Here is a 25,047-nt window from a genome sequence, read left to right on the forward strand (position 1 = left end):
TATGAAAAGCTCATTGCATGATTTTCTGGCTCCCGATTCAATCGCGATTCTGGGTGCCTCATCCGATCCCACCAAGCGCGGCTACAAGGCGATGGTCGGACTTATTAATGATGGCTATGAGGGCGCGATCTACCCAATCAATCCTAAAGCCGATACGATTTTGGGCTACAAAGCCTACCCGTCGATGGAATCACTGCCGGGCCCGGCGGCTTTGGCGCTGATCTGTACGCCAGCGAAGACCATTCCCGACCTGCTGGGCCAATGTGGCCGCAATGGCACGAAAGGGGCGATTATCCTGGCCAGCGGTTTTGGCGAGGTGGACGAAGCCGGTGCCAAGCTGGGGCAGGAGGTATTGGAAGCCGCTCAGAAAGCGAACGTGCGTATTGTTGGCCCCAACACGTCCGGGGTCTTCAACCTTCATAAAAAAGTTAATTTGCTGGCTCTCGACAACGTTAAGCCCGGCGATATCGGCGTCATCTCTCAGTCAGGCAATATGCTGTTGGCTCTGGCGCTCGAAGCGGAAAGCAACGGGCATGTGGGTTTCAGTACCTATGTGGGGCCCGGAAACCAGATTGATTTAGGCTTTGCCGACTACCTTCAGTATCTGGGCGAAGACGAGAACACGCGTGTGGCGACCCTTTATGTGGAGGGTTTCAAAGACGGCCGAGTGTTTTTAAACGTTGCCAAAGAAATCGCGAAAACCAAGCCGGTGGTGGTTTATAAGTCGGGCTCAACCGAGGCCGGCCAGAAAGCCGCCAAATCTCACACCGGAGCCTTAGCCGGCAGCTATGCGATGACGGTAGACCTGCTTCGTCAGGTGGGCGTAACCGTGGTCCGCCAGTCTGACGAGATTCTGCCGGTTGCCGAAGGCTTGGGTCTTTTGCAGCAGGCGAATGGAAACCGGGTTGCGATTTTGGCTGACGGTGGTGGCCAGGCAACGATCGCTTCTGATCGCTTGTGTGAAGCAGGGTTGGAACTGGCCGAGCTGTCTGATGCAACCCGATCAGCGCTGCGGGACATTCTCTTTCCACAGGCGTCGTTGGTAAACCCGGTTGATGTGGCTGGCAGTACCGACGCGAACCCGAGTCTGCTTGCAGACTGTATGAGTATCCTGGTTAAGGACGCGAACGTTGACATGGTGTTCCTGGTGGGCATGTTTGGTGGCTACGGCATTCGCTTTGCAGAGGAACTCAAGGCGGAAGAGCTGCAGACGGCCGATGCGATCGCGAAACTGTCTGGCCAGACCGATAAGCCGTTGGTGGTTTACAGTCTTTACAGCCATGTTCGGCCTGAACCGCTGGTTAGACTGCGTGAAGCAGGGGTGCCTGTTTACAATTCGATCGAGCACGCGGTCCAGGTCTTGAAAGCGCTGAACAAACGGGGTGCCTATATCGCCAGTAACCAGCGGGCGGAGCTGGCGCAGCCACTAAGCCCCGATGCTGGCGTTGTTGCAACCTTTAAGCAGGCTCAAAGAAGCGGTCGGGATCTGTTTGAGTTTGAGGCGAAGTCATTGTTGCGCACTTACGGCGTGGACGTGCCGAAAGAGTTGATTGTCCGGAACGAGGCCGAGTTTTTAAAAGCGGTGGCTGAGTTTGGTCACACGTCATTAGCGATGAAAGTCGTCTCCAAAGACATTCTGCATAAATCGGATGCCGGCGGAGTCAAACTCGACCTCAGTGGCGAAGCGGATTTGCGCCGCGGCCATGCTGAAATTCTAGCCTCGTGTAAGCTCTACAAAGCCGACGCCGAGATAGAAGGCGTTTTGTTAGCGCCCATGGCTCGTAAGGGCACCGAGGTTATAATCGGGGTCAGCCGTGACCCGGTGTTCGGGCCGGTGTTGATGTTCGGCTTGGGCGGTATTTTTGTGGAAGTTTTGGAGGACGTGGCTTTCCGCGCCATTCCACTGAGCCGCGATGACGCCCACTCTATGGTAAACCAGATCAAAGCCCGCAAGATATTGGATGGAGCCCGTGGCGAACCAGCGGTGAGTAAAGACGCGCTGGTCGAGCTGCTGTTGAAAGTGTCCAGTATCGTTGATGCACATTCGGAGATCCTTGAACTGGATCTTAACCCCGTGATTGCTTATGAAGACGGTTACGCGGTGGTTGATGCCCGAGTGATCGTTTGCCAGGAGACACCGCTATGAGTCACTCAAACACGAGTCCGTCAAATATGAACAACCTGCCGCAGCTGGTTGATGCACTCATTACTCTTGAGAACCGTGTTGCGACCTTAACCCTCAATCGTCACGACTTACGCAACGCCCTTACTGGGTCCCATTTGATCGACGATATTGTTACCACCGCCGAATGGGTCAATGATTGCGCCGATGTCTCGGTATTGGTTATTACCGGTGCCGGTTCCGCCTTTAGTGCGGGCGGCAACGTCCGCGACATGGCCGAACGCGGCGGCGATTTTGCCGGTGATGCAGCGGAATGCGCCGAACGCTATCGCAAGGGCGTCCAGCGTATTCCATTGGTCATGCAGGCTGTCGAGGTGCCGATTATTGCCGCTGTGAATGGGCCGGCCATCGGTGCGGGTTTCGATCTGGCAAATATGGCCGATGTCCGTATAGCGTCAGAGAAAGCCAAGTTCGGCGAAACGTTCCTTAATCTTGGAATCATTCCGGGGGACGGTGGCGCCTGGTTGATGCAACGCCTGATCGGCTACCAACGGGCTTTCGAGTTAACCTTGTCTGGCCGGATTGTTGATGCGCATGAAGCCAAAGAATTGGGCATTGTTTTGGACGTGGTGCCGGCCGATGAGCTGATGCCTACGGCCATGACGTTAGCCGGGCGGATGGCGAGTCAGCCGCCTAAAGCGACCCGGATGACCAAGCGCTTGATGAAGATGGCGCAGCGGATGGAACTGAAGGACTTTCTGGATCTTTGCGCCTGCTTTCAAGGCATGTGCCATAACGAGCCAGAGCACCTGGATGCGGTGAATCGGATGCTGGAGTCGATGGCGCGCCGTTAGGCCGCTCAGGGAGTTGAATTGGCCGGACAGGGCGGGATTTAGAGACTCCCCGCCTTCTTGCCAATCATTCCGCTCCCCACTGCCCTTTATGGCGTACGTGTTACTTTGGCATCTAGGCTAATGGTTTCACCGTTGTCGAAATTCAGAGTAAGCGGCAAAGTGTTGTCTTCTGTCGGCACGTCCAGAGCTAAGTTTTTGATCATGATATGTAACCCCATGGGAGCGAGTTTTACTTGCTCTTTTGAGCCAATGACAATGAAATCGACAGGCAACATTTTCATCATGTCATTTTCCATGATGGTTTGATGTAATTCCGCCTGGCCATACGTGCTGCTAACACTGACTAATGACACATCTTTAGCGCCATTATTACGTAAGGTCACATACACGGGTAGCACGCGGGCAGTGGGTGGCATGGCTCTGGACCATGCTTTCTCTGCCATGATGTCTGCCGCTAATACTGACGTTGCAGACATAAGACTTGCACTAAGCAGCAGGCCGCTTATAAGCTTAATTAATTTCATGTGTTAATCCTTTAATTTGTTGATTATCTTTTTTGATGTCATGATCAATGAAATTTGTATTAGAACAAACTTATCACTTGTTCTTTCATGTCAGTAACTGGGGTGCCAACGTAGAAGAATCCCCGTACTCGACTCTGCGTATCGATAATAAATATTTTGGCACTATGGGAGTAGAGATATCCTTTTTGCTCTTGTTGTTCATCATCCACGGAAAGTTTTTTAAATTCTGTGGTTACTTTCTCATTGGCAAGTTTGCTATATTCCGCATGATAGAGCTTTGCCACCTGGTCAATTTTTTCTCTTTCGTCCACTAGCCCAATGAAGCTAGGGTCAAAGTAGTCTAGATATTTGTTTAGATGTTCTGGGGTATCATAGTCAGTGTCTATGCTGATAAATAAAACTTGTACTCTTTTTCGCTGCTCTGGGGTGAGTGTCTTAATCATCTGACTAATATGGGCAATGGTTGTGGGACAAATGTCAGGGCAATTGGTATAGCCAAAAAATAGCATGACTACCTTGTCTTGATAGTCTGACAGGCTGACTTCATAACCTTTACTACTCTTCAACGTAAAATCACCCCCTATACCTTTGAGAATGGGCATTTTTGCCAATGCGGTATTACTTAAAAGGATCATCGTTAAGCAGAGCAATATCGCTGATATCAGTGTGCTGTTTTTCATAATAGCTAACTCCTTACAATGTCCCGGGGGAGTGCCTGGTAACTTAGCAGCGAACTTCTGCACCGAGATCGGTTTTTGGCGCAAGATATTGCTCAGTGTAAACTTGCATTAATACCTTGCCGTCTATGACGCTCAAGCGCATAGAAACGCCAATATTGGCTATCTCATTTTCACCTTGGGCGTTGAGCGCGCTCCATTGATACTCAAAATCTACTTGGTATCGCTGTTCGTCTAGTGGGCTTATTCTAAGATTTTTTATAACTCGCCGAATTTGAGTTAACCCTTGCGCCTTCATTTGGGCTTTATAGTCACTTAGGCTGCTTATCTGAGCTTCAGCCAATGTCACCTGAGCGTCACTCGCGAGCCAATGAGATAACGATGCTGAGCTGGGCTCGTCTAGTCCTTGGGTCCAACTATAAAGAAATGCGCGTATTAAATTTGTGCTGGCGCTGGCAATGTAGCGAGATTCGAAATCATCTTTTTCGTTAAGTTCGGTTTCTACCTTGAGCACCTGTTGTAAGTTATGGTCAAAGGTGACTAATTGCTGCACATACTGACCAACTACGTGATCGGCTCCCGCTGTAGCGGGGTAAAACTCTAAGGTCACGCGCACTCGTTGGCTTGCAGGCGGTGTATTTGAGGCTGGATTCTCAGCTAATGGGGCTATGTCTAAAATCCGATGCGCGCCTTTTCCCCAGCTATTCTGCGGGTACTCTTTAAAATCGAGTACGACGTGAGGATGGTCTTTGCGCCAATTTTCATTGCTGTCTAATTCGCCATACCATTGATAGACACTGGCATAAATTAAATAATCCTTCGTTTTTTTATCGACTTGTTGGGCTGTGGCAGTTTGGCAGGCTATAATCAGAAAAAATATAGACATTACTTTGAGCATGGCACTTTCCTTCGTTACCTCGCGCTAGTGGCCCAGAAATAGTTATTCTGAGCCACACCTTAGTACGGTATCTTTAAGTTCTTATCTGACCGAATAGCTTAGGACTAGTATTTAGGATTTGATGGGGGAAGGCTTGCTGACCTGAGTCATCAAATCATCATTCCACTCGCCGTCAACCTTGATATGGCCTGCAGCACCTTTCATGATGGCTTCAATTAAATTATGATTCACATAGACATACAACCCTGGTTGCATGAAGGTATATAAAGCTGCGCCAGCGCTGCCACCGGCAATATGCCAAGTCTCCAAATTTCGAGATGGTCTGTCACTGAATGAACCTGTGTTCCAAACATAATCCCCGTGACCACCAATAATATGTGGGCGAGTATCACGGTTCGCTTGAGAGTGAACAAACAGCACAGTTTCACCAAGCTTGGCTGTCATGGAATTCTGACCCGTTAAAGCCCCAACTGCGCCGTTAAAGACGACATGGGATGGTGTGAGAGTTTTCATCACTTCCAAGGTTTCATCCATGCTGCCTAAAACAGTGTCATAAGCCTTATATTGCCCTTGCTCATTCTTGGGAATATAGAAATCTTGTTCGCCAATGTAATAGGCCTTGTCGTAGGTTAGGTTGTTACCATCGCCATCGCTCAAGCCTTCACGGGGTAATACCATGATGGCGCCATTCATGCCCATCACGACATGCCAAGGGATCATGACGCCACCTGGCGCGCAGTGATATACAAAAGTGCCTACTTTAATGGCTTTAAATCTGAAGGTGACTTCTTCACCTGGAGAAACAAGCGTTAACTCTCCGCCTCCCAAAGCACCCGTTGCCGCGTGAAGATCTATGTTATGGGCTAGCGTGTTGGTTTTAGGATTAACCAAGGTTAATTCAACATAGTCGTGTTGGTGGCAAACAATTAACGGCCCGGGCACGCTGCCATTAAAAGCGCATATCCATGCCTTAGTGCCATTTTCTAGCTCTATTTGTTTCTCTTCTACATGGAGGCGTACTTCAACGACTTTAGGCTTGCCTTTGGCGACCTGGTCATGCACAGGTACCATAGGCGGGACGACGAGTACTTGCTCGACTCGCTCTAGCTGGTCCGCGGTATAGCTAGCCATACGGTCCACTGGTTTACCGGTTTCAGCCTGAGCCAGTGCTGGCACTAACCCTGCTGCAATGCCTGCGCCTAAAAAACCAGCACTGATTGAGCCACTGATAAAGTTACGACGCTGTTCATTGACTGCTGGTGTTTTTGAAGTTTTGCTTTCCATACCTAGCTCCATGATTCAGTAGCATTTTTCTACGTGTTGACAGCACAAAATCATTAAGTGAGTCATCTGAAACTGAGCATAGATAAGATGAGTAAATCACAATTGACTGAAATCAAATCGATATAATTAGCGTTATCCTAATTGACCGAGATCAGATAAATAATCATTTTTTTTGAATTTGCAGTAGAAAATAGCGGGCTGAATGTGATCCAGAATAGCTTTAGCTGGCTTCGTCGAGCCGTTAAATTGATGCCGCGACGCTTAAGTTAGCCGACCCCCAGGGCGGGGGCCGGGTGCTGATCAGTCTTTCTTTTCGTAAATGGCTTTGCCCCAGGCCTCGCGTGAGCCCGGCAGAATCAGGTTCAGGGCGATGGCCACGATCGCACAAAGCGCGATGCCTGCCAGATGGCCCAGCACCATGCCGCCAATACCGAATACCAGGGTAATACCGACAATCACCAGATTGCGCGGCAAGCCCAGATCCACCTGGTGGCGTATTAGCGTGCTCATGCCCACCACCGCAATAGAACCAAACAGCAGGCATAGAATGCCGCCCATGACCGGCACCGGAATGGTCTGCAGTACTGCGCCGAATTTACCCACAAAGGCCAGTACAATGGCAATAACTGCCGCCCACCACATGGTTTTTGGATTGAAGTTGCGGGTCAGCATGACGGCGCCGGTCACTTCCGAATAGGTGGTGTTGGGCGGGCCACCGAGCAGTGAGGCGGCGCTGGTGGCCAGGCCGTCGCCCAGCAGGGTGCGGTGCAGGCCGGGTTTGTCCAGGTAGTTTTTGCGGGTGACGTTGCCAATGGCCAGTACGTCGCCAATGTGTTCAATGGCCGGGGCAATCGCCACCGGGATCATGAACAGAATGGCTCCCCAGCTGAATTGAGGCGCGGTAAAGTTGGGAATGGCCAGCCAGGGTGCCTGTTGCACCGGCGTCGTATCGACCAGGCCCATGATGGCTGCCAGGCCATAGCCCACCAGCACGCCAAACATGATCGGAATCAGGCGAAAAATGCCTTTTGCCCACACCGAGGCGCCTACGGTACACACCAACGAAATCATCGCAATCCAAAGCGCGGTGTTTTCCGCAATCAGCTGAACGCTGCCGTCACCGGTACGGCCAGACGCCATGTGCACCGCTACCGGTGCCAGCCCCAAGCCAATCACCATAATCACCGGGCCAATCACCACCGGTGGCAGCAGGCGGGTAATAAAGCCGGTACCGCGGACTTTTACCAGGGCGCTCAGGATAATGTACAAAATACCCGCCGCCATAAGGCCGCCCATGGTTTCTTCCATGCCGAATTTGCCTTTGGAGGCAATCACCGGGGCAATAAAGGCGAATGACGACGCCAGAAAAATCGGAATCTGGCCGCCGGTCACAATGTGGAAAATGAGGGTGCCAAGGCCTGCGGTGAAGAGCGCGACATTCGGATCCATGCCGGTGATCAGCGGCATCAGCACCAGTGCGCCAAAGGCCACCAGTAGCATCTGCGAGCCGGCTAACGCTTGCTTCCACACCGGCTCATGAAAAGATTCGACAGGCTGGTTGTTAGCGTTGTTAACAGACTCGTTAGCGTGTTGGGACATATTTAAACGTCCTTCTGCTTGGTGCCGAAAATCTTGTCGCCGGCGTCGCCCAAGCCAGGCAGGATATAGCCTTTTTCATTCAGGCCGTCGTCGATCGATGCGGTGTAAATGGATACATCCGGATGCGCCGCCAGAACCCGTTCTATGCCCTCGGGGGCGGCCACCAGAATCAGCGTGCGAATGTCGGTGCTGCCGGCTTTTTTCAGTAAATTAATCGTCGAGATAATCGAGCCACCGGTGGCCAGCATGGGGTCGATAATCAGCGCCATGCGTTGGTCCAGTTCACCCACCAGCTTTTCCATGTAGGTGGTGGCTTCCAGGGTTTCTTCGTTGCGGATCTGGCCTACCACGCTCACCCGTGCTGCGGGCAAGAGCGCCAGCACGCCGTCCAGCATGCCAATGCCGGCCCGAAGAATCGGTACGATGGTTACTTTTTTACCCTGAATCTGTTCCACAGTGACCGGCCCGGCCCAGCCGTCAATCTGCTGTTTTTTCAGGGTCATGTCTTTGGTGGCCTCGTAGGTCAGCAGCGTACCCAGTTCCTGCGCCAGTTCACGAAAATTCTTGGTGCTGATATCGGCACGGCGCATCAGGCCGATTTTGTGCTGTATCAGAGGGTGTTTTACTTCGTGGATGGGCATGGCGGTCACCTGTTTGTCGTGATAATTGAGGGCGCGGGGTCGTTCACAAAGGCAACGACACAAAATGGCGAAAGGATACCGTATCTGGTGGTTTTCGTCAGGCTGCCGGTGGCAGAAAGTTGTAGGGGATTTCCTAAGGATTGGTATGGTTTTTGCGGTGTAGCTGTTCAAACGCGCAAAAGCGCCAGAAATCAGGTCAGATCAGATCGATTTAGATCAATCTAGAGAGAAATCCGGCATGGATCGAGCTTTAGTCTTTAATAACGTCAAATCCCTGGCGAAGGGGAACCTCGGGGTTCCACTGATGCTGATGGGCCTGCTGATTCTAGCCATTAACATCATTGGCGGGATTGCCATTGGTATGGCTCAGCACGGGCTGGATTTTAGCCTGGCGGTGGAGCGTTACGCGCTGCTGACCATTGGTGACGGCCTGGTGGCTCAAATTCCGTCGCTACTGCTGTCTACGGCGGCGGCGATTATGGTCACCCGTACCACCTCCAGCCAGGATCTGGGTTTTTTGATGCCTTCGGTGCACATCCGCGACAACCTGGACTTAATGCCCAACGTTTACCGCATCACTTTGATGGGCGTCACCATTGCCGAAGTGGAGATTCACCCGGAGCGGGAGCTGGCCATCGATCCTGGCCAGGTGTTTGGCAAAGTGGAGGGTATAGAGGGTATAGAAGGAAAAGACCCCGCTTTTGGCCTTGATGCCATCTGGATAGAGCCAGAGAAAAAAGACCAGGCCCAAAGCCTGGGCTACACCGTGGTAGACGCCAGCACCGTAGTGGCTACTCACCTGAATCAGGTTCTGCAGACCCACGCCTACGAGTTGCTGGGCCATGAAGAAGTGCAGAAGTGGCTGGGCCAGCTGGAAAAAGTATCGCCAAAACTGGCGGAAGAGCTGGTGCCCTCAGCGGTGAACATCAGCGTGTTGCTGCGAGTGCTGCAGAATCTGTTGAAACAAGAGGTGCCTATTCGTGACATGCGCTCTATCGCTGAATCCATTGTGAACCTGCATCCGCGCAGTCAGGATCCGAAAGTGCTGACCACGGTAATCCGTCAGGCCCTGCGCCGAATGATTGTACAAAGCATTGTTGGTAACGAATCCGAAATACCGGTAATTACTCTGGATCCAGATCTGGAACAGTTTTAGGTGACAAAGCGGTGGCAGCCACCAGCGGCACCCATCTGGCAGAGCTGCAGGCAGACCAGCGCTGGGTAGCCTGCGAACGCCAACTGCACGAACTGCGAACCACCATCGAAGAAATGCGCCAGAACGATCCGTTGCGGGTGTCTTATGACGAAGCCGCAAGGCTGGTTGATCTTGGCGCCTATATCGACGACCTGATGAACACCTGCGGCATTTCCCGGCCCGAGGCAGAACTGGTGTCTGCCCTGAAGAAACGCCAGGCAGCCTGAACCCCGGTTTTGGCGTTATTGACCGGTGTCTTCCGGTGTCATGCCCCGTATGTGAAAGGCGAAGGCCAGAATTTCTGCGACCAGCTGGTACAGCTGTTCGGCGTGTCGGTTTTCACGCCCTGCTGCAGGCCCGCCATCAGTCGTGCCAGGCCAGTGTCCAGGCTTTGCTGCCAGGGCAGGCGTTGCACCAGGGCCTGTGCCAGGCTGGCTTCCGGGGAAGCCGCCAGCTTGCCCAACAGCTGCAATTCGTTGCCTGCACGCAGCACTTTTATCCAGTCGCCGGCCTGAAGTTTGGTTTCGCCAATACTGGCCTGAACCTGAAGCGGTTTGCCGCGTATATCTAACAGCAGCTCGGCGCTGCCGCTCTGGCGTTGAATAACTTCGGTAACCCTTGCCAGCAGACTTTCGTTACGGCCCATCTGCAACTGGTTCAGTACCCGCTGGGCGCTTAGCGCGGTCGATGTAGGCGGGGCTGGGGCAGGCGCGTTGGTGCTGCCTTGCGGTGGCCGGCTGTCGGCGCTGGCGGGTGGATTGGGTTGGGGCGGGTTGGCGGGAAGTTTCATCGCTACCAAATTGACCTGGAGATGGGTAATCACTGGCTGCTTTCGCTATAATGCTCCGCGCCAATATTGAATACACCCGATGCCAGCCTACGCTGCATCGATACGGAACTGGGGCCCGGATGTCTGAACCGCTGCTACAGGCGATCAATTTACAGTGTGAACGCGACGGGCGGGAACTGTTCCGTGATTTATCGTTTTCCATACTGCCCGCAACCGTGACCCGTGTCGAGGGTGCCAACGGCTCTGGTAAAACCACTTTGTTGCGTATATTGGCCGGTCTTAGCAATGCCTGGGCCGGGGACTTGTTGTGGTGCGGCGAGCAACGTGCCCGCGTGCGCGAGTCGTTTTTACGCAATGTGCTGTATCTGGGCCACCGGCCGGGCATAAAACCGTTGCTGTCGCCGCTGGAAAACCTGCGGGCGCTGATGGCCGGTCGTCGCCCGATGGGCGACAAAGCCCTTACGCAGGCGCTTGCAAGAACCGGTCTGGCGGGCTACGAACAGGTGCCGTGCCGGCACCTTTCAGCCGGTCAGCAACGGCGGGTGGCGCTGGCGCGCCTGTTGGTGGCCGACGAGCCCCTTTGGCTGCTGGATGAGGTATTCACCTCCATCGATGCGAGCGGCGTGGCGGCTATCGAAAACCTGCTGCAAGAGCGCGCCGCTGAGGGCGGTGCCGTGGTGTTTACCACCCATCACAACGTACAGATTGCAGGTACGAAGCGACTGGTACTCACACCGGGGGCCGTTGGTTATGATGATTAAACCCCTGGATCAGGCCGTCGGTTCTATCGACGCCATGAAAGCGGTGTTCGCTCGCGACATGAAAGTGGCCTTTCGCCAGCGTCAGGATTTGCTCAACCCTTTGCTGTTTTTCATGATGGTGGTGACTCTGTTTCCGCTGGGCGTGAGCCCGGAAATCTCATTTTTGCAGGAAGCCGGGGCCGGCATTTTGTGGGTGGCGGCACTGTTGTCGGTGCTCTTGTCACTGGATCATCTGTTTCGTCACGATTTTGACGACGGCACACTGGAGCAGCTGGTGCTGCAGCCCCAGCCTCTGTTTTTGCTGGTGTTGGCCAAAACCATGGCGCACTGGGTGCTAACCGGATTGCCGCTGGTGTTGTTAACGCCGGTTTTGGGTGTAATGGTGCATCTGGACGGGAACTCTATCGCTATTTTGTGTCTAACGCTGCTAATTGGTACACCTGTTCTTAGTTTGATCGGTGCGATTGGTGCGGCGTTAACTCTGGGTTTGCGATCAGCGGGTGTACTCTTGTCCCTGTTGATTATTCCGTTGTACATTCCGGTGCTGATTTTCGGTACCGGCACTGTTGCCGCCGCCGCCGAAGGTGCCCCGGTTGGCGCCTATCTGGCGTTGCTGGGCGCGTTTCTGGTGTTGGCTTTGACTCTGGCGCCTTTCGCCAGCGCAGCGGCTCTGAAAGTCAGCCTGTCAAACAGCTGACAAACCGATTCAAACAGAGGCAAGGTATTTAACTGATGTGGCAATTTTTTCACAAGCTGGGATCACCAAAATGGTTTTACGGGATTGCCGCCCGGCTAATGCCCTGGTTGCTGGTACTGGGATTGCTGTGTCTCGGCGCTGGTTTGGTGTGGGGCCTGGCGTTTGCGCCTAAGGACTACCTGCAGGGCAACAGCTACCGCATCATTTTTATTCATGTGCCGTCGGCGTTTTTGGCCCAGTCGGTTTACATCATGATGGCCTCGGCCGCGGTGGTTACACTGGTGTGGCGCATGAAGCTGGCCGATGTGTTTGTCAAAGCCGCAGCGCCGGTGGGCCTGGTACTCACCTTTATATCGCTGTTTACGGGCGCGGTTTGGGGCAAACCCACCTGGGGCACCTGGTGGATTTGGGACGCACGGCTGACATCGATGCTGATCCTGTTGTTTCTGTATGGTGGGGTGATCGCTCTTGACCGCGCCATTAATGATGAAAAATCGGCGGCCCGCGCCGTGGCCATATTGGTGCTGGTGGGCGTGGTGAACATTCCGATTATCAAATATTCTGTGGATTGGTGGAATACTCTGCACCAGCCGGCCACCTTCAAGCTGACAGAGAAGCCCAGCATGCCGGCGGAAATGTGGGTGCCGCTACTGTTGTCGGTCATTGGCCTGTATCTATTGTTTGGCTGGCTGGCGTGTCTGCGTATGCAGACGGAAATTCTAATACGTGAACAGCGCACCCGCTGGGTACAGGACCTGTTTCATGTGAATGGAGGTGCCAGATAATGGCGTTTGATTCCTTCGGTGCGTTTTTGGCAATGGAAGGCCATGGCCCCTATGTATGGGCTAGTTACGGTGTATTTTTTGTATTGATGGCGGTGCTGATGGTGGGTTCTTATCGGCGCCGCAATGCGGTGCTGCAAAGCTGCCGTCAGCCCGCCGGTTCCCGCTCGTCGCGGGCGCCAGAACCAGATTCGGACACGGCGCCAGCGGCAGCGGCCAGCTTCACCCGTGTTGATGTTTCCCAAGACTGAGTGGCTGAAAAACCATGCACCCGATCCGTAAAAAACGTTTGACCATTGTGCTGTTCCTGCTGGCCGGCCTTGCCGTGGCGGTAGGCTTGACCACCTACGCCCTGCGCCAGAATATCAATCTGTTTTATGATCCTACCCAGATCGCCGCGGGAGAAGCACCGGCGGATGTGCGCATTCGTGCTGGTGGCATGGTGGAAGAAGGCTCTGTGCTGCGCGATACGGAAAGTCTGAAAGTGGCTTTCAAGGTGACTGACTTTACCGAATCGGTCACCGTTGAGTACGTGGGCATCCTGCCTGACCTGTTTGCCGAAGGGCAGGGCATTGTGGCCATGGGTAGATTAAACAGCGAAGGCGTGTTTGTGGCCGACCAGGTACTGGCCAAACACGATGAAAACTACATGCCACCGGAAGTGGCTGACGCTCTGGCAAAAGCCTCCGAAAGCCGCGACATCGCGGCTGAAGCTACCAAAACCCTGGCCAACTGATGTCCGTTAAGCGCCCGATACGCAGGGGTGTGCGGCAAATGTGTGGTGTATGGCAAATATGTGGAGTATGGAAAGTATGATGTATCCGGAACTCGGACAGTTTGCACTCATTCTGGCACTGCTGCTGGCGGTGTTGCTGTCGGTGGTGCCCTTGGTGGGTTCGGTCACCGGCCGCGATAGCTTGCAGGCGTTTGCCAGGCCGCTGACGGCGGGCATGTTTGTATTTGTCGCCGTGGCCTTTGGTATTCTGACCTACGCTTTTATGATAGATGACTTCTCGGTGGCTTATGTCGCCAACAACAGCAATAGCCTGTTGCCCTGGTATTACAAATTCAGTGCGGTTTGGGGCGGCCACGAAGGTTCTCTTCTGCTGTGGATTCTGATGCTGGCGGGCTGGACCCTGGCGGTTGCGGTGTTTTCGCAGCGCCTGCCTACGGTGATGGTGTCCCAGGTGCTGTCGGTGCTGGGCATCGTGTGCGTTGGTTTTTTGCTGTTTATCGTTGTTACCTCGAATCCGTTTGAGCGAATACTGCCAAACATTCCCGCAGACGGCGCCGACCTGAACCCGTTGTTGCAGGATTTTGGCCTGATTATTCACCCACCTATGCTGTACATGGGCTACGTGGGTTTTTCAGTCGCTTTTGCCTTTGCCATTGCGGCACTGATTAGCGGTCGCCTGGACGCCGCCTGGGCGCGCTGGTCGCGGCCCTGGACCACTGTGGCCTGGGCCTTTCTGACCATCGGTGTTGCTCTGGGCAGCTGGTGGGCCTATTACGAGCTTGGCTGGGGCGGCTGGTGGTTCTGGGATCCGGTCGAGAACGCGTCTCTACTGCCCTGGTTGTCGGGTACCGCACTGATGCACTCGTTGGCGGTGACGGAAAAACGCGGTGTGTTCAAAAGCTGGACTGTGTTGCTGGCCATTGTGACTTTTGCCCTGAGCCTGCTCGGCACCTTTCTGGTGCGCTCTGGCGTACTGACCTCGGTGCACGCTTTCGCCTCGGACCCCGAGCGCGGCACCTTCCTGCTGGTTTTGCTGGCCATCACGGTGATTGGCAGCCTGATTCTGTACGCGATTCGCGCACCCACTGTGCACGTGCGCGCCCGTTACGGTTCCATGTCGCGGGAAATTTTCCTGCTGCTGAACAACGTCATGCTGGTGTCGGCTACCTTGCTGGTGGCGGTGGGCACGCTTTATCCGCTGGTGCTGGACTCACTGGATATGGGCAAGTTGTCTATTGGCGAGCCGTTTTTCAATCTGACCTTTACGCCGCTGGCCATCGCTGCCGGGCTGTTAATGGGTGTTGGTATTTTTTCACGCTGGAAGAAAACCGACGCTGGCTGGTTGGCGCGCAAACTGCTGTGGCCACTGGCCCTCAGCATTCTGATCAGCGCCGCGGCGATTGTCGGTTACGGCGAGTTCAAGATGATGGCTTTTCTTGGCATTTTCACCGCGGTGTGGGTGGCTGTGGCCACGTGTTGGGACCTGTTGGACAAGTCGAACTCACGTAAGGGCCGGATGCATGGGCTCAAGCGCCAGTCGCGCAGCTATTACGGCATGGTGCTGGGGCACTTGGGCCTGGCGATGACCATCGCCGGCGCAACAGTGGTGTCCAACTACGGCATTGAGCGCGACGTTCGTATGGAGCAGGGCGATGTTGCCACCGTGGGTGACTATCAGTTTGTGTTTACCGACATTGGCCAGCGCCAGGGTGCGAACTTTACCGCCCAATACGGTGGTTTTGACGTGTTGTTGGACGGCCGTAAAGTGGCTGAGCTGCATCCGGAAAAACGCCAGTATTCGGCGGGCATGAGCGTGATGACCGAAGCAGATATAGATGCGGGCTTTACCCGCGACATTTTTGTCGCCATTGGTGAGCGCATCTCAGACAACGCCTGGGCCATTCGCTTGCAGTACAAACCATTGATTCGCTGGTTGTGGCTGGGGGCTTTCATAATGGCGCTTGGCGGCTTCCTTGCGGTGAGTGACAAACGCTACCGCATCCGCGAGCGGGCAACCGAGCCAAAAGCAAAACCTGCCGACAGTGGCTCCCTTGTTGCAAACCCGGTAATGGCTTCTGTTACAACACCGGTGATAACGTCGGAGGCTCGGTCTTGATGAAGCGGGTCCTGTTGTTTTTGCCGTTGCTAGTGGCTCTGGTTTTAGGCGTATTGCTGTTTTCCGGTATCGGTAAAGACCCGACAAAGCTGGATTCAGCTCTGGTTGGTAAAGCCATGCCGGAGTTCGCCCTTGAAGACCTGCACCAGCCAGAGGTGCAAGTCAGCCAGCAGGTGTTCCAGGGTGAGCCCAGCCTGTTAAATGTGTGGGGCACCTGGTGCCCGTCGTGTCGCGCCGAGCATGCTGACTTGATGTGGCTGGCCAAGAACGAAGGCGTGCCCATTGTGGGGCTGAACTACAAAGACCAGCGTGCCGAGGCCAAAGCATGGTTAGAGCGCCTGGGCGACCCCTACAGCACCAGTATTTATGATCCCAAAGGTAGCCTGGGTTTTGATCTGGGTGTGTATGGCGCTCCCGAAACGTTTGTAATTGGTGCTGACGGCACGGTGCTGCATCGTCACGTGGGCGTGGTGAACAAGCAGGTGTGGGAGGAGACATTACGGCCTCTCTTGAACCAGGCGGGAGGCCAGTACTGATGGCGATTTTCAGGCTATTCAGCCGCTTTGCACCGGCATGGTTGGCAGCCCTGCTGATTGTTTTGGCACTGCCGGCACAGGCGGTAGTGCGCGACGTTTATAGTTTCGATACTGAGGAAAAACAGCAGCGGTACCAGACCATGATCACCGAGCTGCGCTGCCCCAAGTGCCAGAACCAGAACATTGCCGACTCTAATTCTTCGATTTCCGAAGACATGCGTGACGAGGTCTATCGGATGATGACAAACGGCGCCAGCGACGTAGAAATCATGGATTCGCTGGTAGGCCGGTTTGGCGAGTTTATCCGCTACAAGCCCTTATTAGAAAAACGTACCCTGCTGTTATGGGCAACACCAGCCATTTCAGTGCTTGGCGGCCTTTTAATTGTGGGTGGTATTGTTTTGCGTTCGCGCCGCAACAACCAGATTGACAGTGAGCTGAGCGCCGAGGAACGGGCGCGGGTGGAGAAAATTATGGACGGGCACAACGGCAAATCGGATTCACAGGCGTAACGCCCAGGACAAACCGCAATCACATTTAACGATTTTCTCTCATCGGTAACGGGATTTTCATGAGCAATATGTTTTGGATTGCCGCATCTTTATTAATCGTGCTGGCATTGGCCTTTGTGCTGTATCCGGTTTTTTTCCACCGCTCTGGCCGGAGCCAGCAGCTAGACCAGCGCAATCAGAATCTGCTGGCTTACCGCTCACGCATGCAGGAACTAGACGCCGAATACGAAGCCGGCGTGCTTGATAAAGACAACTATCAACAGCTAAAAACCGAGCTTGGTGGTTCCATGCTCGATGACATTCCTGAAAATGAAACGCCTGCCGCCTCAACCCCCGGCCGTAAAACCGGCATGGCGGTGGCGCTGGTGTCCATTCTGGTGATTCCCGCTTTGACCCTTGTGTTGTATGAGCGTTGGGGAGCTATGGATCAGGTAGAGCAGTTCATCACCATGGAACAGCTGGGGGCCGGTAATGAAGCCGGCCGCGAGCAACAGATGGCGTCGCTGGCGGCGCAATTGCAGGCCAAGCTGGAAGCCAGCCCGGACAACCCCGACGGTTGGGCCATGCTGGGGCAAACCTATATGCGCATGGAGAAATACCCACAGGCGGCACAGGCGTTTCAGCGTTTGGAGCAAAGCGTAGAGCGTGCCGGCGGCGACGATCCGTCCCGTGCTCTGGCTTTGGGTCTGGCCGGTCAGGCGATGTTTTTCCAATACCAGGGTGCTATGAACGCAGAGGTGCAGCAGGTGATTTCCAGCGCGCTGGAGCTTGATCCAAACGAGGTCAATGCCCTTGGCTTGCTGGGCATCAACGCCTTTGGTCAGGAAAACTATCGCGAAGCGATTGGTTTTTGGCAGCGCATTGTGCAGGTAGCGCCAGACCACCCGCAGCGCGATTCTATTGCGGGCGGTATTACCGAAGCCTACAACCGCTTGGGCGAAACACCGCCTGAGAGTTTTCTGGCATCGATTCAGGCTTCCGACCAGCAGTCAGCTCAGGCCCTAAAGAGTGATGGCCCCGGTGTCACCGTCAGCGTTAGCCTGGACGAAGCTTTCTTGAACGACGTACCTGCCGACACCACGCTGTTCGTGTTTGCCCGCCAGGCCAACGTTAACAGCGGTCCACCGCTGGCGGTTGCACGCTTCACAGCCTCTGACATGCCGTTGGAGATCCGTCTGGATGACTCCTTGGCAATGTCTCCGCAGAATACGATTTCCTCGGTTGAAAAAGTGATGGTCACGGCGCGCCTAAGCCCCAGTAGCAGTGTTATGGCCCGCGCCGGCGACTGGCAGGGCAGCTTGGCAGCGCCGGCTACCGTAGCCGCTGGTGAGCACACACCGCTGACGCTTGTGATTGATAGTCTATTGATTGAATGAACATGGCCTTGCCGCGGTAGCGCCGCATACGTTTTCGCTACCGCGGTGGTTTGCAATGCCTATTGCCTGAGTGGTGCTACTGCTGCGATGCGTCAATGGTAGGCGGATACAGTGGCGATAACCCATTGTTTGCTGCCGGGCTGGCAGGCCTGCGCCCTAGCTCACGAATCGCCTGTTGCAGCTGCGCCGGGTTATTCGACGCCTTGTCTTCCAACGGTTGCTCTGTGCCATAACGCCGCTGTTCAAGCTTGGCCAGAGCGTCGGTGAGGGGCGGCAAATGACAGAATTCCGCCACCTGACGCCAGCTCTGAAATCCCTTGTCCGGATACTGAAGATTCATCCAGCGTAGCAACAGTCGCGGTGTATCCGGGTTGTTGTTGCCCGCAGCGGCCAGCAGCTCCTTGTAGAGCCGTGAATCGTCTGGCCCGAAGTTGCCCTCGATTGCCTTGTTAGCGCGATAACGCGAGCGCTTTGCGCGCCAGAACAAACCCGCCGTAATACCCCAGCCAACGGCCATAAACATCGCCAGCCAAGGCCAGAAGGCACCGCCGCCGGGGCTGCCTTGGTCGTTCGTATCCGATTCTGGATCTGCGTCGCCAGCGGAGTTATTCAGCTTTTCATCGATAGCGGTGACCGCCCGAACTTGGGCCTGAACCTGAGCCTGAGCATTGAAGTCTGAACCGGGCGCAACCACCAGCATGCGTGCTGGAATAATCGCGACTTTTTCTGAATCGCTTGCGGTATCCCACCAGGGAACGCGCACCTCGGGCAGGCGCAGCTCGCCGGCTTGTACCGGCACCAGGGCGCTGGCCTGTTGCAGTATAGACATCAGGCCGTCGGCGCTGATGTCGGTGGCGCGTTTGGCAGGCTCTGGATAACTGCGCAGCCCGGACGCTGTCTGAGCCGGAAAGGGCGGCAGCGTGGCATCTGGCAAGCCGTTGGCGCGCAGGGTTAGCTGGTGGGTCAGATTTGCACCGCTGGTGACGCGGTTATCGTTGGGGAGCCCACTTTCTTCCAGCGTTAGCCCCGTTGCGGGCAGCCAGACGCTGCCACTGAATTGCGGGGGTATGTCTTTCACCGGCAGGTCAAACAGTTGTTCGCTGCTGCGCAGGATCTGCAGACGGCCGTTGGCGCCGCGAAAGCTGCCTTCAAATTCGAGGGGCGCTAGGCTGAGTTGGCCCGGTGTCTGCGGGTAAACCGCGTAGCGGCGCTCAATCATACGGTAGCGTTGATCACCCCGAACCCGCGAGTATTCCTGCTGTGGGCCCAAGGATTCAATCACCGCGTTATTGCTGACCGGTTCCGACAGTTCGCCGCGGATGAGCTCATTGCTGAAGTACAGTTGTACCGTTAGCAGCAGCTGCTCCTGCACATAAAGTTCGGCTTTGTCGGTGGAAAGCTCTATAAAACTCTTCCGCACGTCTGCAGTCGGGTTTTGCGCCCATGCCGGCAACGCCAGCAGGCAAAAGACGATGATCAAAAACCGACCAAAGCCACGGCAATCGCTGTGACCGCCATAAACATGTCGCCGCAACGGCGCCGAGAATTTGTTGTTTCGCTCTACCATGGCGTATCGCCTCTGTCTGCTGGTGTCTGCCGTTGCCGGTATTGCTGAAGGAATTTCTGCTGCAACAGACCGCCAGGGTCATCTGGCACCCGCCTTAAATACTGCTTTTGGCTCTGGCTCAACGGGGCTTCACGGGTATCTGCCGGGGCCTGTTCCGGGCCAGGCTCTTTACCGGACTCACTCTCGGGCCCGTTCCTTGATTTTTTATCAAGTTCGGCATCGAGCTCTGCGCTATCGCCGTTGTTGTCAGATTGCTGATCGCGCCCGCTTTCACCTTTTTCCGGGCTCTTGGAGCTCCCGGAATCTTCGGAGTTCTCTGCATTCTCGGAATTTTCGCTGTTCTGCGGCTGCCCATCCTGGCTGTCAGAGCCCGGGTCCTGTCCGGATGACGGATCTTGCTGTTGACCTTGTTCTTGCTGCTGCTCCTGTTGTTGGAGCAAGTCGGAAACCAAAGTTCGGTTGGCAAGGGCGTCCGTGTGTTGGGGCTGTAGGGTGAGTGCTTGGTCGTAGGCGGAAATGGCGGATTCCAGTTTGCCCGCTTGGGCCAGGGCGTTGCCCCGGTTGTAGGCGCCGTCGGCTCCGGGCACCTTGGCGAAGCGCTCACCGGCGGCCTCGAACTCGCGGCTGCGATAGAGCGCCGTACCTTGCCATTCGGGCGCTTGCAGCTGCTTTGCGGCCTGCTTTGGGTCCTGCTCTATCAGAGCTGGCGCGCGCTGGTCTTCACGCTGCCACAGCTCGCCCCAGCTAAGGGCTTGCGCAGGCTGCGGCAGGGTAGGTAGCAAGGCCAGGGCGAACAGCGCTAAAGCGCCGCGGCGCCAGATCAGCAGTAATAAGGGAAAGGCCAGCCAAAGTAGCCAGTAGCCGTCTTCCTGCCACTGTGACTGTTGGCGTGTTTTTGCAGGATCAAGCCGTGCCGCGTCGGTTTTGGCGAAAGCCGCGTTTAAGCCGCTGACCGCCAGTGCGCTGAGGTCACGGCCATCCAGCGTCAGGGTCGCGCTCTTGCCGCCATTGGCCGCCGCCAGCTGCGCTAATGTCTCGGGCGCTGCCTGGCTGATCACAATGCGGTCGCCGTCGCGTATAAAACCGCGCTCGGCCAGGGGGATTGGGCCACCGGCGCGGGTGCCAACGGTGAGGGTGTCAAGTTGGAAACGGCTGCCTGTCAACATCTCGGTAATGGCCTGGCGGTAACGGGGTTGCACGTCGTCTGTGATTAACAAAATACGGCCGTTGCCCGGTGCTCCGCGTTCGAGCAGCTCCATGGCCTTGCGCACTGCCAGATCGGCGCGGTTGCCTGCGGCCGGCATCATCAGCGGGTCCAGAACGGCGAGCATGGATTCGGTAGTGGCGCTGTCGTCACTGAGGGGCGTTACGCTGTGGGCGTCTGCGGCGTACACCACCAGAGCTGTAAGGCTGCCTTGGCGCGCGGCAAGAATGTCGCGAATCTTGCGTTTGGCCAGTGTCAGGCGGTTGGGCTGCACGTCGGTGGCCAGCATCGACAGCGACAGGTCCAGCACTATCACCAGGCTGCTGGCGGGTGGTGCCGCGGGGCTTGGCGCCTGGCGCCACACTGGGCCGGCCAAGGCCAGACTGATCAGCAAAAACGCCAGCACGGCTGCGAGAGGGCTGGCGATCCGTGGCATTCTTCTTAGCATTTTTCGCTGGCCCGCAGCGCTGTGTCGCGGCTCCGGCAGCAGCGGCGCCAGAAGATGCTGGGGTATCAGTGCCGACCAGCCGCTGTTGCCGTCACCGCGATGCCGGGCAAGCCAGTACATCAGCGGTGTGGCCAGCAACAGCAAAAGCCACCAGGGCCGCAGCCACTGTAACTGCGAAATCATCAGCTCAGACATGGGGCTGTTTCTCTGTTTCGGGGCCTTGGCGAAGCGGTTGCTGGCGTAGCTTTTGGTAGCGGCGGAACAAGAGCGCAAACAGCCATAGCGTTACGGCCAGCGCCGCCGGCCAGACATAATATTCGCGCACCGGTCGGTAAAACTGACCTTCTTGGAGGGCCGGTTCGAGCTGGTTAATGCTGGCGTAAATACCGGCAAGCTCGGCCAGATTACGGGCGCGAAAATATTGGCCGCCGGTTTGCTGCGCCATGCGCGTTAGCAGGGCCTCGTTTAGATCCCGCGACGGATTGCGCTGCAGCAGTCCGATTATGGCGCTATCCGCGCCGGCGCCAATACCGATGGTGTAAAGCCGCACGGCACTGGCCTGTGCCAGCTCACTGGCTTTGTCAGGCGTTATTTCGCCGGCGGTGTTAGCGCCGTCGGTCAGCACAATGGCAACTCGTTGTTCCAGGGGCCGCTCGCGCAGGCGCTTCACCGCTAGCCCAACGGCGTCGCCAATGGCGGTTGCGTTCCCGGCCATGCCGAGGCCGGCTTCTTGCAGCAGAATGTTTACCGTTGTTCGGTCAAAGGTCAGGGGTGCTTGTACATAGGCCTGGCTGCCAAACAGAATAAGGCCCAGGCGATCGCCCTGGCGCTGATCAATAAACTCGGCCAGCACCTGTTTTACCGCCTGTAACCGGTTAATCCGTCGGCCCTGGCGTACCATATCCGGCTCGTCCATGCTGGGTGAAATGTCTACCACCAGCATCAGATCGCGCCCTGTTGTCGGCAGTTGCCGAGCCTCGCCCACCACTTGCGGTCGCGCCAGCGCCAGCACCAACAGCAACCAGCCCGACAGTGTGAATAAACGCAGCCATACAGGGTTTTTGGTGCTATGGCTGGAGACCCCGGGCATGTCGGTTAACCAGTGTCCGAGGGGCATTACGGGCGCCTGCACGGGGTGGGCTGCGCGGCGCCGCCAAAGCAGCGCGAGCGGCAGCAATGCAAGCAAGAGCACCCAGGGATACGCCAGTGTCATGGCGCACCCCGCAGTTGTTTTTTATGGTCTTGCAGCCAGCGCCCGGCAAAGGTTAGCGCGTGCTGCGGGTCGCAGCTGCTGTGGGGTTGCCAGCAGGCGTTCACTATTGTGGTAACCAGGTCTGCTTCAACGGCGTTATCGCTACTGTGCTGCAAAAACGCGACCCAATCGTCGCCGCTCAGGGCGGCTATTGACTGCAGTGGATAGATGTCACGGGCCACACGCTTTAGCAATGCGTTAAGCTGGCTGAACCAGGCGGCACTGTTTTTCGGTTGCGCCCGCAGGGCTTCCAGTTCCCGTTGTACCGTTTGCCAGCGCCGGTTGCGCTGCTGCCAGCGTTGCCATCCGCGCACGGCCAGCACCAGGCAGAGCAAGCCTGCAGCGGCCAGTAACCACCAGCCGGGCGCTGGCGGCCACCAGCCTTCGTTCACGGGTAAATGAATATCGCGCAGCTGTTGCAGCGCGTTGGCGGCGTTGTTGGCCCCATTGTTGGCCCCATTGTTGGCGGTATGGGTGGCGTTAGCATTGTTCATCCCAGGCGGCCTCCGCCGGCCATCAGCGCGCGCAGCGCCAAGCGCGGATGCTCGCCAGTAGAAACATCAATGCGGGTGACCGCCGCCACGCGCAGGCAATGTTGCAACCGCTCCTGGTGTTGGTTCATGCGCTGCTGCCAGGCCTGGCGAAATGTGTTATCCGCGGCGTCAAACCACAGCGGCCCAATGGCGCTGGCCACCGCAAACTGGCCGTGCCGGGGCAATGCCTGCTCCAACGGATCACTGATATGAACGGCGCTGACGCTGTTGTGCTGAGCCAGCTTACCCATCAAGCCAGCGCTGTGTTCGCTCAGCTGCATAAAGTCACTGATGATGAAAATTCGGCTGCCGGTGCGCGCAACGCGACGGGCTTCAACCAGTGCGTTATCCAGCGACCCCGGCTCTGCCAGCGGCGCGCTCGGGGTGGGGTGAAACTGGCCGGGCTGATGTTGTAGGTGGGCAAGGTTGTCTAGCAGTCGCAGCACCGAGGTCTTACGCCGTGCCGGGCGCTGCAGCGTTAACAGCTGGCCATTGAACACCAGACCGCCTACCCGGTCGCCGCCCAAAAGCGCAACCCAGGCCAGCATGGCAGTAGCCTGGGCGGCGCGCACCTGTTTGTAGGCGCCGGTACTGGCGAAAAACATGGAAGGGCTTAAGTCACACAGCAGCAGAGCCGGACGCTCCCGTTCCTCTTCGTAGATTTTAGTGTGAGCCTGTTGCCGCCGCGCCGTGACCCGCCAGTCAATGGTGCGAATGTCATCGCCTGGCTGATATTGCCGAACTTCGGCAAACGCCATACCGCGGCCCCTTTGTGGCGAGGCGTAAGCTCCGGCCTGGCGGCTGCGGGTGGCCTTGGCCGACGGCAGCCGCAGCGTATGGGCTTCTGCCTGTAGCTTTACCAACGCAGCTAATGGCAACGCGATGTCGTGCGTTGCGTTGGCGTGCGCGGCAGAGGCCGACACATTGGATGCGTTACCATGAGTCATGGGCAGATTATGCCGTTACCGGTAGGCATTCTAAGAGTCGCCGCAAAAAATCGTCGGTGCTGACGCCCTCAGCCTGGGCGTCGAAGTTTAGCAGCACCCGATGGCGCAGCACGTCAAAGGCCACATTGCGGATGTCGTCCGGGGTTACATAGTCGCGCCCATCAAGCCAGGCCTGGGCGCGGCTGCAACGGTCCAGTGCGATAGTGCCCCGCGGGCTGGCGCCAAAACTGGCCCAGCGCGCCAGTTCCGGGCCTACCTCCGGGCCTAGCTCTGCAGGCTTGCGAGTGGCTAGCACCAGCGCCAGTAAATAGTCCTCAACGGCCTCTGACATGTGTACGTCGGCCACTTGCAGGCGCGCGGCAAACACCTCGCTGGCACTCACACGGCGGGTAACGGCGGCCGCAGGCTGGCGAAAGTCGCGGCGCGCCAGGTGCAGAATCTTGCGCTCGGCGCTGGCATCGGGGTAATCAATCAACACGTGCATCAGAAAGCGGTCGAGCTGGGCTTCCGGCAGGGGGTAAGTGCCTTCCTGCTCTATCGGGTTCTGCGTCGCCATCACCAGAAACAGCGGTTCCAGCACGAAGGTGTTCATGCCCACGCTGACCTGGCGTTCGCCCATGGCTTCCAACAGCGCCGATTGCACCTTGGCCGGGGCGCGGTTTATTTCATCGGCCAGTACCAGGTTGTGAAACACCGGGCCGCGCTGGAATTCGAAAAGACCGGTTTCTGCGCGATAGATCTCGCTGCCGGTCACATCGGAAGGCAACAGGTCAGGGGTGAACTGGATGCGGTGAAAGTCGCCTTCAATGTGTTCAGCCAAGGTTTTGATGGCGGTGGTTTTCGCCAACCCCGGGGCGCCTTCCACCAGCAGGTGGCCATCAGCCAGTAGAGCCATCAATAGGCGGTTAACCAGGGTTTTCTGGCCAATAATACGGGTTTCCAGCTGGCTCTGAAGATCCAGAAAAGTCTGCTGTAGTGATAACGGCGATGACATAG

24 protein-coding genes and 2 pseudogenes are annotated in these 25,047 nt (G+C 56.2%); 13 read left to right on the plus strand and 13 right to left on the minus strand.

Going from position 1 to position 25,047, the window contains the following annotated elements; all coding sequences use genetic code 11:
• Window position 1 precedes the first annotated feature (1 nt).
• Together A3OI_RS0103355 and A3OI_RS0103360 are read left to right on the plus strand one after the other, a co-directional pair.
• Entirely contained in the window at window positions 2-2,146 is a 2,145-nt protein-coding gene (locus A3OI_RS0103355; RefSeq protein ID WP_018402924.1) for an acetate--CoA ligase family protein, read from the plus strand.
• Complete coding sequence (locus A3OI_RS0103360) at window positions 2,143-2,976, plus strand: enoyl-CoA hydratase-related protein (protein ID WP_018402925.1); 834 nt, start codon at window positions 2,143-2,145, stop codon at window positions 2,974-2,976. Before A3OI_RS0103355 ends, A3OI_RS0103360 begins: the two co-directional genes overlap by 4 nt.
• Before the next feature lie 86 nt (window positions 2,977-3,062).
• Here the strand turns inward: A3OI_RS0103360 and A3OI_RS0103365 are convergent, their stop codons facing one another.
• The 6 genes from A3OI_RS0103365 to upp all read right to left on the minus strand — a co-directional run bounded on the left by A3OI_RS0103365 (window position 3,063) and on the right by upp (window position 8,599).
• Window positions 3,063-3,500 carry a copper chaperone PCu(A)C gene (locus A3OI_RS0103365; protein ID WP_018402926.1) on the minus strand — a complete coding sequence of 146 codons (438 nt, stop codon included), beginning with the start codon at window positions 3,498-3,500 and terminating at the stop codon, window positions 3,063-3,065.
• A gap of 59 nt (window positions 3,501-3,559) precedes the next feature.
• Window positions 3,560-4,180 carry an SCO family protein gene (locus A3OI_RS0103370; protein ID WP_018402927.1) on the minus strand — a complete coding sequence of 207 codons (621 nt, stop codon included), beginning with the start codon at window positions 4,178-4,180 and terminating at the stop codon, window positions 3,560-3,562.
• A 43-nt stretch (window positions 4,181-4,223) separates the two neighbouring features.
• The gene (locus A3OI_RS0103375; RefSeq protein ID WP_018402928.1) at window positions 4,224-5,075 is read right to left on the minus strand and encodes a hypothetical protein; all 852 of its coding nucleotides are present in this window, start codon (window positions 5,073-5,075) and stop codon (window positions 4,224-4,226) included.
• Window positions 5,076-5,186: 111 nt separating this feature from the next.
• Window positions 5,187-6,359, minus strand: coding sequence for a copper-containing nitrite reductase (nirK, locus tag A3OI_RS0103380; RefSeq protein ID WP_018402929.1), 1,173 nt, complete (start codon window positions 6,357-6,359; stop codon window positions 5,187-5,189).
• Window positions 6,360-6,659: 300 nt separating this feature from the next.
• A complete protein-coding gene (locus A3OI_RS0103385; RefSeq protein WP_018402930.1) occupies window positions 6,660-7,958 on the minus strand; it encodes a uracil-xanthine permease family protein in 1,299 nt (432 codons plus the stop codon).
• 2 nt (window positions 7,959-7,960) lie between these two features.
• Window positions 7,961-8,599, minus strand: a complete 639-nt coding sequence (upp, locus tag A3OI_RS0103390) for a uracil phosphoribosyltransferase (RefSeq protein ID WP_018402931.1) — start codon at window positions 8,597-8,599, stop codon at window positions 7,961-7,963.
• A 307-nt stretch (window positions 8,600-8,906) separates the two neighbouring features.
• Between upp and A3OI_RS21570 the strand changes: the two are divergent.
• Together A3OI_RS21570 and A3OI_RS19250 are read left to right on the plus strand one after the other, a co-directional pair.
• Window positions 8,907-9,749: pseudogene (locus tag A3OI_RS21570) on the plus strand (FHIPEP family type III secretion protein); the annotation flags it as partial.
• Between the two features lie 62 nt (window positions 9,750-9,811).
• Window positions 9,812-10,021: pseudogene (locus A3OI_RS19250) on the plus strand (DUF2802 domain-containing protein); the annotation flags it as partial.
• A gap of 38 nt (window positions 10,022-10,059) precedes the next feature.
• Here A3OI_RS19250 and A3OI_RS0103405 read toward each other — a convergent pair.
• Entirely contained in the window at window positions 10,060-10,584 is a 525-nt protein-coding gene (locus A3OI_RS0103405; RefSeq protein ID WP_228702881.1) for a hypothetical protein, read from the minus strand.
• 119 nt (window positions 10,585-10,703) lie between these two features.
• Between A3OI_RS0103405 and ccmA the strand changes: the two genes are divergently transcribed.
• The 9 genes from ccmA to ccmI all read left to right on the plus strand — a co-directional run bounded on the left by ccmA (window position 10,704) and on the right by ccmI (window position 18,100).
• Window positions 10,704-11,345 carry a cytochrome c biogenesis heme-transporting ATPase CcmA gene (gene ccmA, locus A3OI_RS0103410; protein ID WP_018402935.1) on the plus strand — a complete coding sequence of 214 codons (642 nt, stop codon included), beginning with the start codon at window positions 10,704-10,706 and terminating at the stop codon, window positions 11,343-11,345.
• Window positions 11,335-12,042 carry a heme exporter protein CcmB gene (gene ccmB, locus A3OI_RS0103415; protein ID WP_018402936.1) on the plus strand — a complete coding sequence of 236 codons (708 nt, stop codon included), beginning with the start codon at window positions 11,335-11,337 and terminating at the stop codon, window positions 12,040-12,042. The genes ccmA and ccmB overlap by 11 nt, the downstream gene beginning before the upstream one ends.
• Before the next feature lie 35 nt (window positions 12,043-12,077).
• Window positions 12,078-12,827 carry a heme ABC transporter permease gene (locus A3OI_RS0103420; protein ID WP_018402937.1) on the plus strand — a complete coding sequence of 250 codons (750 nt, stop codon included), beginning with the start codon at window positions 12,078-12,080 and terminating at the stop codon, window positions 12,825-12,827.
• The gene (gene ccmD / locus A3OI_RS0103425) at window positions 12,827-13,075 is read left to right on the plus strand and encodes a heme exporter protein CcmD (protein WP_018402938.1); all 249 of its coding nucleotides are present in this window, start codon (window positions 12,827-12,829) and stop codon (window positions 13,073-13,075) included. Before A3OI_RS0103420 ends, ccmD begins: the two co-directional genes overlap by 1 nt.
• A 14-nt stretch (window positions 13,076-13,089) precedes the next feature.
• Window positions 13,090-13,560: a cytochrome c maturation protein CcmE gene (ccmE, locus tag A3OI_RS0103430; RefSeq protein WP_018402939.1), complete on the plus strand. Its 471-nt coding sequence runs from the start codon at window positions 13,090-13,092 to the stop codon at window positions 13,558-13,560.
• Between the two features lie 79 nt (window positions 13,561-13,639).
• On the plus strand, window positions 13,640-15,676 hold the full coding sequence (locus A3OI_RS0103435; protein WP_018402940.1) for a heme lyase CcmF/NrfE family subunit: 2,037 nt from the start codon (window positions 13,640-13,642) through the stop codon (window positions 15,674-15,676).
• On the plus strand, window positions 15,676-16,212 hold the full coding sequence (locus tag A3OI_RS0103440; RefSeq protein WP_018402941.1) for a DsbE family thiol:disulfide interchange protein: 537 nt from the start codon (window positions 15,676-15,678) through the stop codon (window positions 16,210-16,212). The genes A3OI_RS0103435 and A3OI_RS0103440 overlap by 1 nt, the downstream gene beginning before the upstream one ends.
• Window positions 16,212-16,724, plus strand: a complete 513-nt coding sequence (locus A3OI_RS0103445; protein WP_018402942.1) for a cytochrome c-type biogenesis protein — start codon at window positions 16,212-16,214, stop codon at window positions 16,722-16,724. The genes A3OI_RS0103440 and A3OI_RS0103445 overlap by 1 nt, the downstream gene beginning before the upstream one ends.
• 59 nt (window positions 16,725-16,783) lie before the next feature.
• Window positions 16,784-18,100, plus strand: coding sequence for a c-type cytochrome biogenesis protein CcmI (ccmI, locus tag A3OI_RS0103450; protein WP_018402943.1), 1,317 nt, complete (start codon window positions 16,784-16,786; stop codon window positions 18,098-18,100).
• Window positions 18,101-18,176: 76 nt separating this feature from the next.
• Here ccmI and A3OI_RS0103455 read toward each other — a convergent pair whose 3' ends face one another.
• Genes A3OI_RS0103455 through A3OI_RS0103480 form a run of 6 tightly spaced genes read right to left on the minus strand, consistent with a single transcriptional unit; the run spans window position 18,177 to window position 25,045 of the window.
• On the minus strand, window positions 18,177-19,667 hold the full coding sequence (locus A3OI_RS0103455) for a BatD family protein (protein ID WP_018402944.1): 1,491 nt from the start codon (window positions 19,665-19,667) through the stop codon (window positions 18,177-18,179).
• A complete protein-coding gene (locus A3OI_RS0103460; RefSeq protein WP_018402945.1) occupies window positions 19,661-21,514 on the minus strand; it encodes a VWA domain-containing protein in 1,854 nt (617 codons plus the stop codon). Before A3OI_RS0103460 ends, A3OI_RS0103455 begins: the two co-directional genes overlap by 7 nt.
• Window positions 21,507-22,532 carry a vWA domain-containing protein gene (locus tag A3OI_RS0103465; protein WP_018402946.1) on the minus strand — a complete coding sequence of 342 codons (1,026 nt, stop codon included), beginning with the start codon at window positions 22,530-22,532 and terminating at the stop codon, window positions 21,507-21,509. Before A3OI_RS0103465 ends, A3OI_RS0103460 begins: the two co-directional genes overlap by 8 nt.
• Window positions 22,529-23,065 carry a DUF4381 domain-containing protein gene (locus A3OI_RS0103470; protein ID WP_018402947.1) on the minus strand — a complete coding sequence of 179 codons (537 nt, stop codon included), beginning with the start codon at window positions 23,063-23,065 and terminating at the stop codon, window positions 22,529-22,531. The genes A3OI_RS0103465 and A3OI_RS0103470 overlap by 4 nt, the downstream gene beginning before the upstream one ends.
• A complete protein-coding gene (locus tag A3OI_RS0103475; protein ID WP_018402948.1) occupies window positions 23,062-24,051 on the minus strand; it encodes a DUF58 domain-containing protein in 990 nt (329 codons plus the stop codon). Before A3OI_RS0103475 ends, A3OI_RS0103470 begins: the two co-directional genes overlap by 4 nt.
• Before the next feature lie 7 nt (window positions 24,052-24,058).
• Window positions 24,059-25,045 carry an AAA family ATPase gene (locus A3OI_RS0103480; RefSeq protein ID WP_018402949.1) on the minus strand — a complete coding sequence of 329 codons (987 nt, stop codon included), beginning with the start codon at window positions 25,043-25,045 and terminating at the stop codon, window positions 24,059-24,061.
• Between the last annotated feature and the right edge of the window lie 2 nt (window positions 25,046-25,047).

It is taken from the genome of Marinobacter gelidimuriae, from assembly GCF_000372805.1.
Taxonomy (GTDB): Bacteria; Pseudomonadota; Gammaproteobacteria; order Pseudomonadales; family Oleiphilaceae; genus Marinobacter; species Marinobacter gelidimuriae.

Coding starts and splice junctions, on each gene's coding strand:
- ccmD (WP_018402938.1), top strand. CDS start 12,827: ATGGCGTTTGATTCCTTCGGTGCGTTTTTGGCAATGGAAGGCCATGGC.
- A3OI_RS0103360 (WP_018402925.1), top strand. CDS start 2,143: ATGAGTCACTCAAACACGAGTCCGTCAAATATGAACAACCTGCCGCAG.
- A3OI_RS0103405 (WP_228702881.1), bottom strand. CDS start 10,584: ATGAAACTTCCCGCCAACCCGCCCCAACCCAATCCACCCGCCAGCGCC.
- ccmB (WP_018402936.1), top strand. CDS start 11,335: ATGATGATTAAACCCCTGGATCAGGCCGTCGGTTCTATCGACGCCATG.
- A3OI_RS0103470 (WP_018402947.1), bottom strand. CDS start 23,065: ATGAACAATGCTAACGCCACCCATACCGCCAACAATGGGGCCAACAAT.
- A3OI_RS0103465 (WP_018402946.1), bottom strand. CDS start 22,532: ATGACACTGGCGTATCCCTGGGTGCTCTTGCTTGCATTGCTGCCGCTC.
- A3OI_RS0103480 (WP_018402949.1), bottom strand. CDS start 25,045: ATGTCATCGCCGTTATCACTACAGCAGACTTTTCTGGATCTTCAGAGC.
- A3OI_RS0103455 (WP_018402944.1), bottom strand. CDS start 19,667: ATGGTAGAGCGAAACAACAAATTCTCGGCGCCGTTGCGGCGACATGTT.
- A3OI_RS0103475 (WP_018402948.1), bottom strand. CDS start 24,051: ATGACTCATGGTAACGCATCCAATGTGTCGGCCTCTGCCGCGCACGCC.
- A3OI_RS0103440 (WP_018402941.1), top strand. CDS start 15,676: ATGAAGCGGGTCCTGTTGTTTTTGCCGTTGCTAGTGGCTCTGGTTTTA.
- A3OI_RS0103365 (WP_018402926.1), bottom strand. CDS start 3,500: ATGAAATTAATTAAGCTTATAAGCGGCCTGCTGCTTAGTGCAAGTCTT.
- A3OI_RS0103435 (WP_018402940.1), top strand. CDS start 13,640: ATGTATCCGGAACTCGGACAGTTTGCACTCATTCTGGCACTGCTGCTG.
- upp (WP_018402931.1), bottom strand. CDS start 8,599: ATGCCCATCCACGAAGTAAAACACCCTCTGATACAGCACAAAATCGGC.
- A3OI_RS0103385 (WP_018402930.1), bottom strand. CDS start 7,958: ATGTCCCAACACGCTAACGAGTCTGTTAACAACGCTAACAACCAGCCT.
- ccmA (WP_018402935.1), top strand. CDS start 10,704: ATGTCTGAACCGCTGCTACAGGCGATCAATTTACAGTGTGAACGCGAC.
- A3OI_RS0103355 (WP_018402924.1), top strand. CDS start 2: ATGAAAAGCTCATTGCATGATTTTCTGGCTCCCGATTCAATCGCGATT.
- A3OI_RS0103445 (WP_018402942.1), top strand. CDS start 16,212: ATGGCGATTTTCAGGCTATTCAGCCGCTTTGCACCGGCATGGTTGGCA.
- A3OI_RS0103375 (WP_018402928.1), bottom strand. CDS start 5,075: ATGCTCAAAGTAATGTCTATATTTTTTCTGATTATAGCCTGCCAAACT.
- A3OI_RS0103460 (WP_018402945.1), bottom strand. CDS start 21,514: ATGTCTGAGCTGATGATTTCGCAGTTACAGTGGCTGCGGCCCTGGTGG.
- ccmE (WP_018402939.1), top strand. CDS start 13,090: ATGCACCCGATCCGTAAAAAACGTTTGACCATTGTGCTGTTCCTGCTG.
- nirK (WP_018402929.1), bottom strand. CDS start 6,359: ATGGAAAGCAAAACTTCAAAAACACCAGCAGTCAATGAACAGCGTCGT.
- ccmI (WP_018402943.1), top strand. CDS start 16,784: ATGAGCAATATGTTTTGGATTGCCGCATCTTTATTAATCGTGCTGGCA.
- A3OI_RS0103370 (WP_018402927.1), bottom strand. CDS start 4,180: ATGAAAAACAGCACACTGATATCAGCGATATTGCTCTGCTTAACGATG.
- A3OI_RS0103420 (WP_018402937.1), top strand. CDS start 12,078: ATGTGGCAATTTTTTCACAAGCTGGGATCACCAAAATGGTTTTACGGG.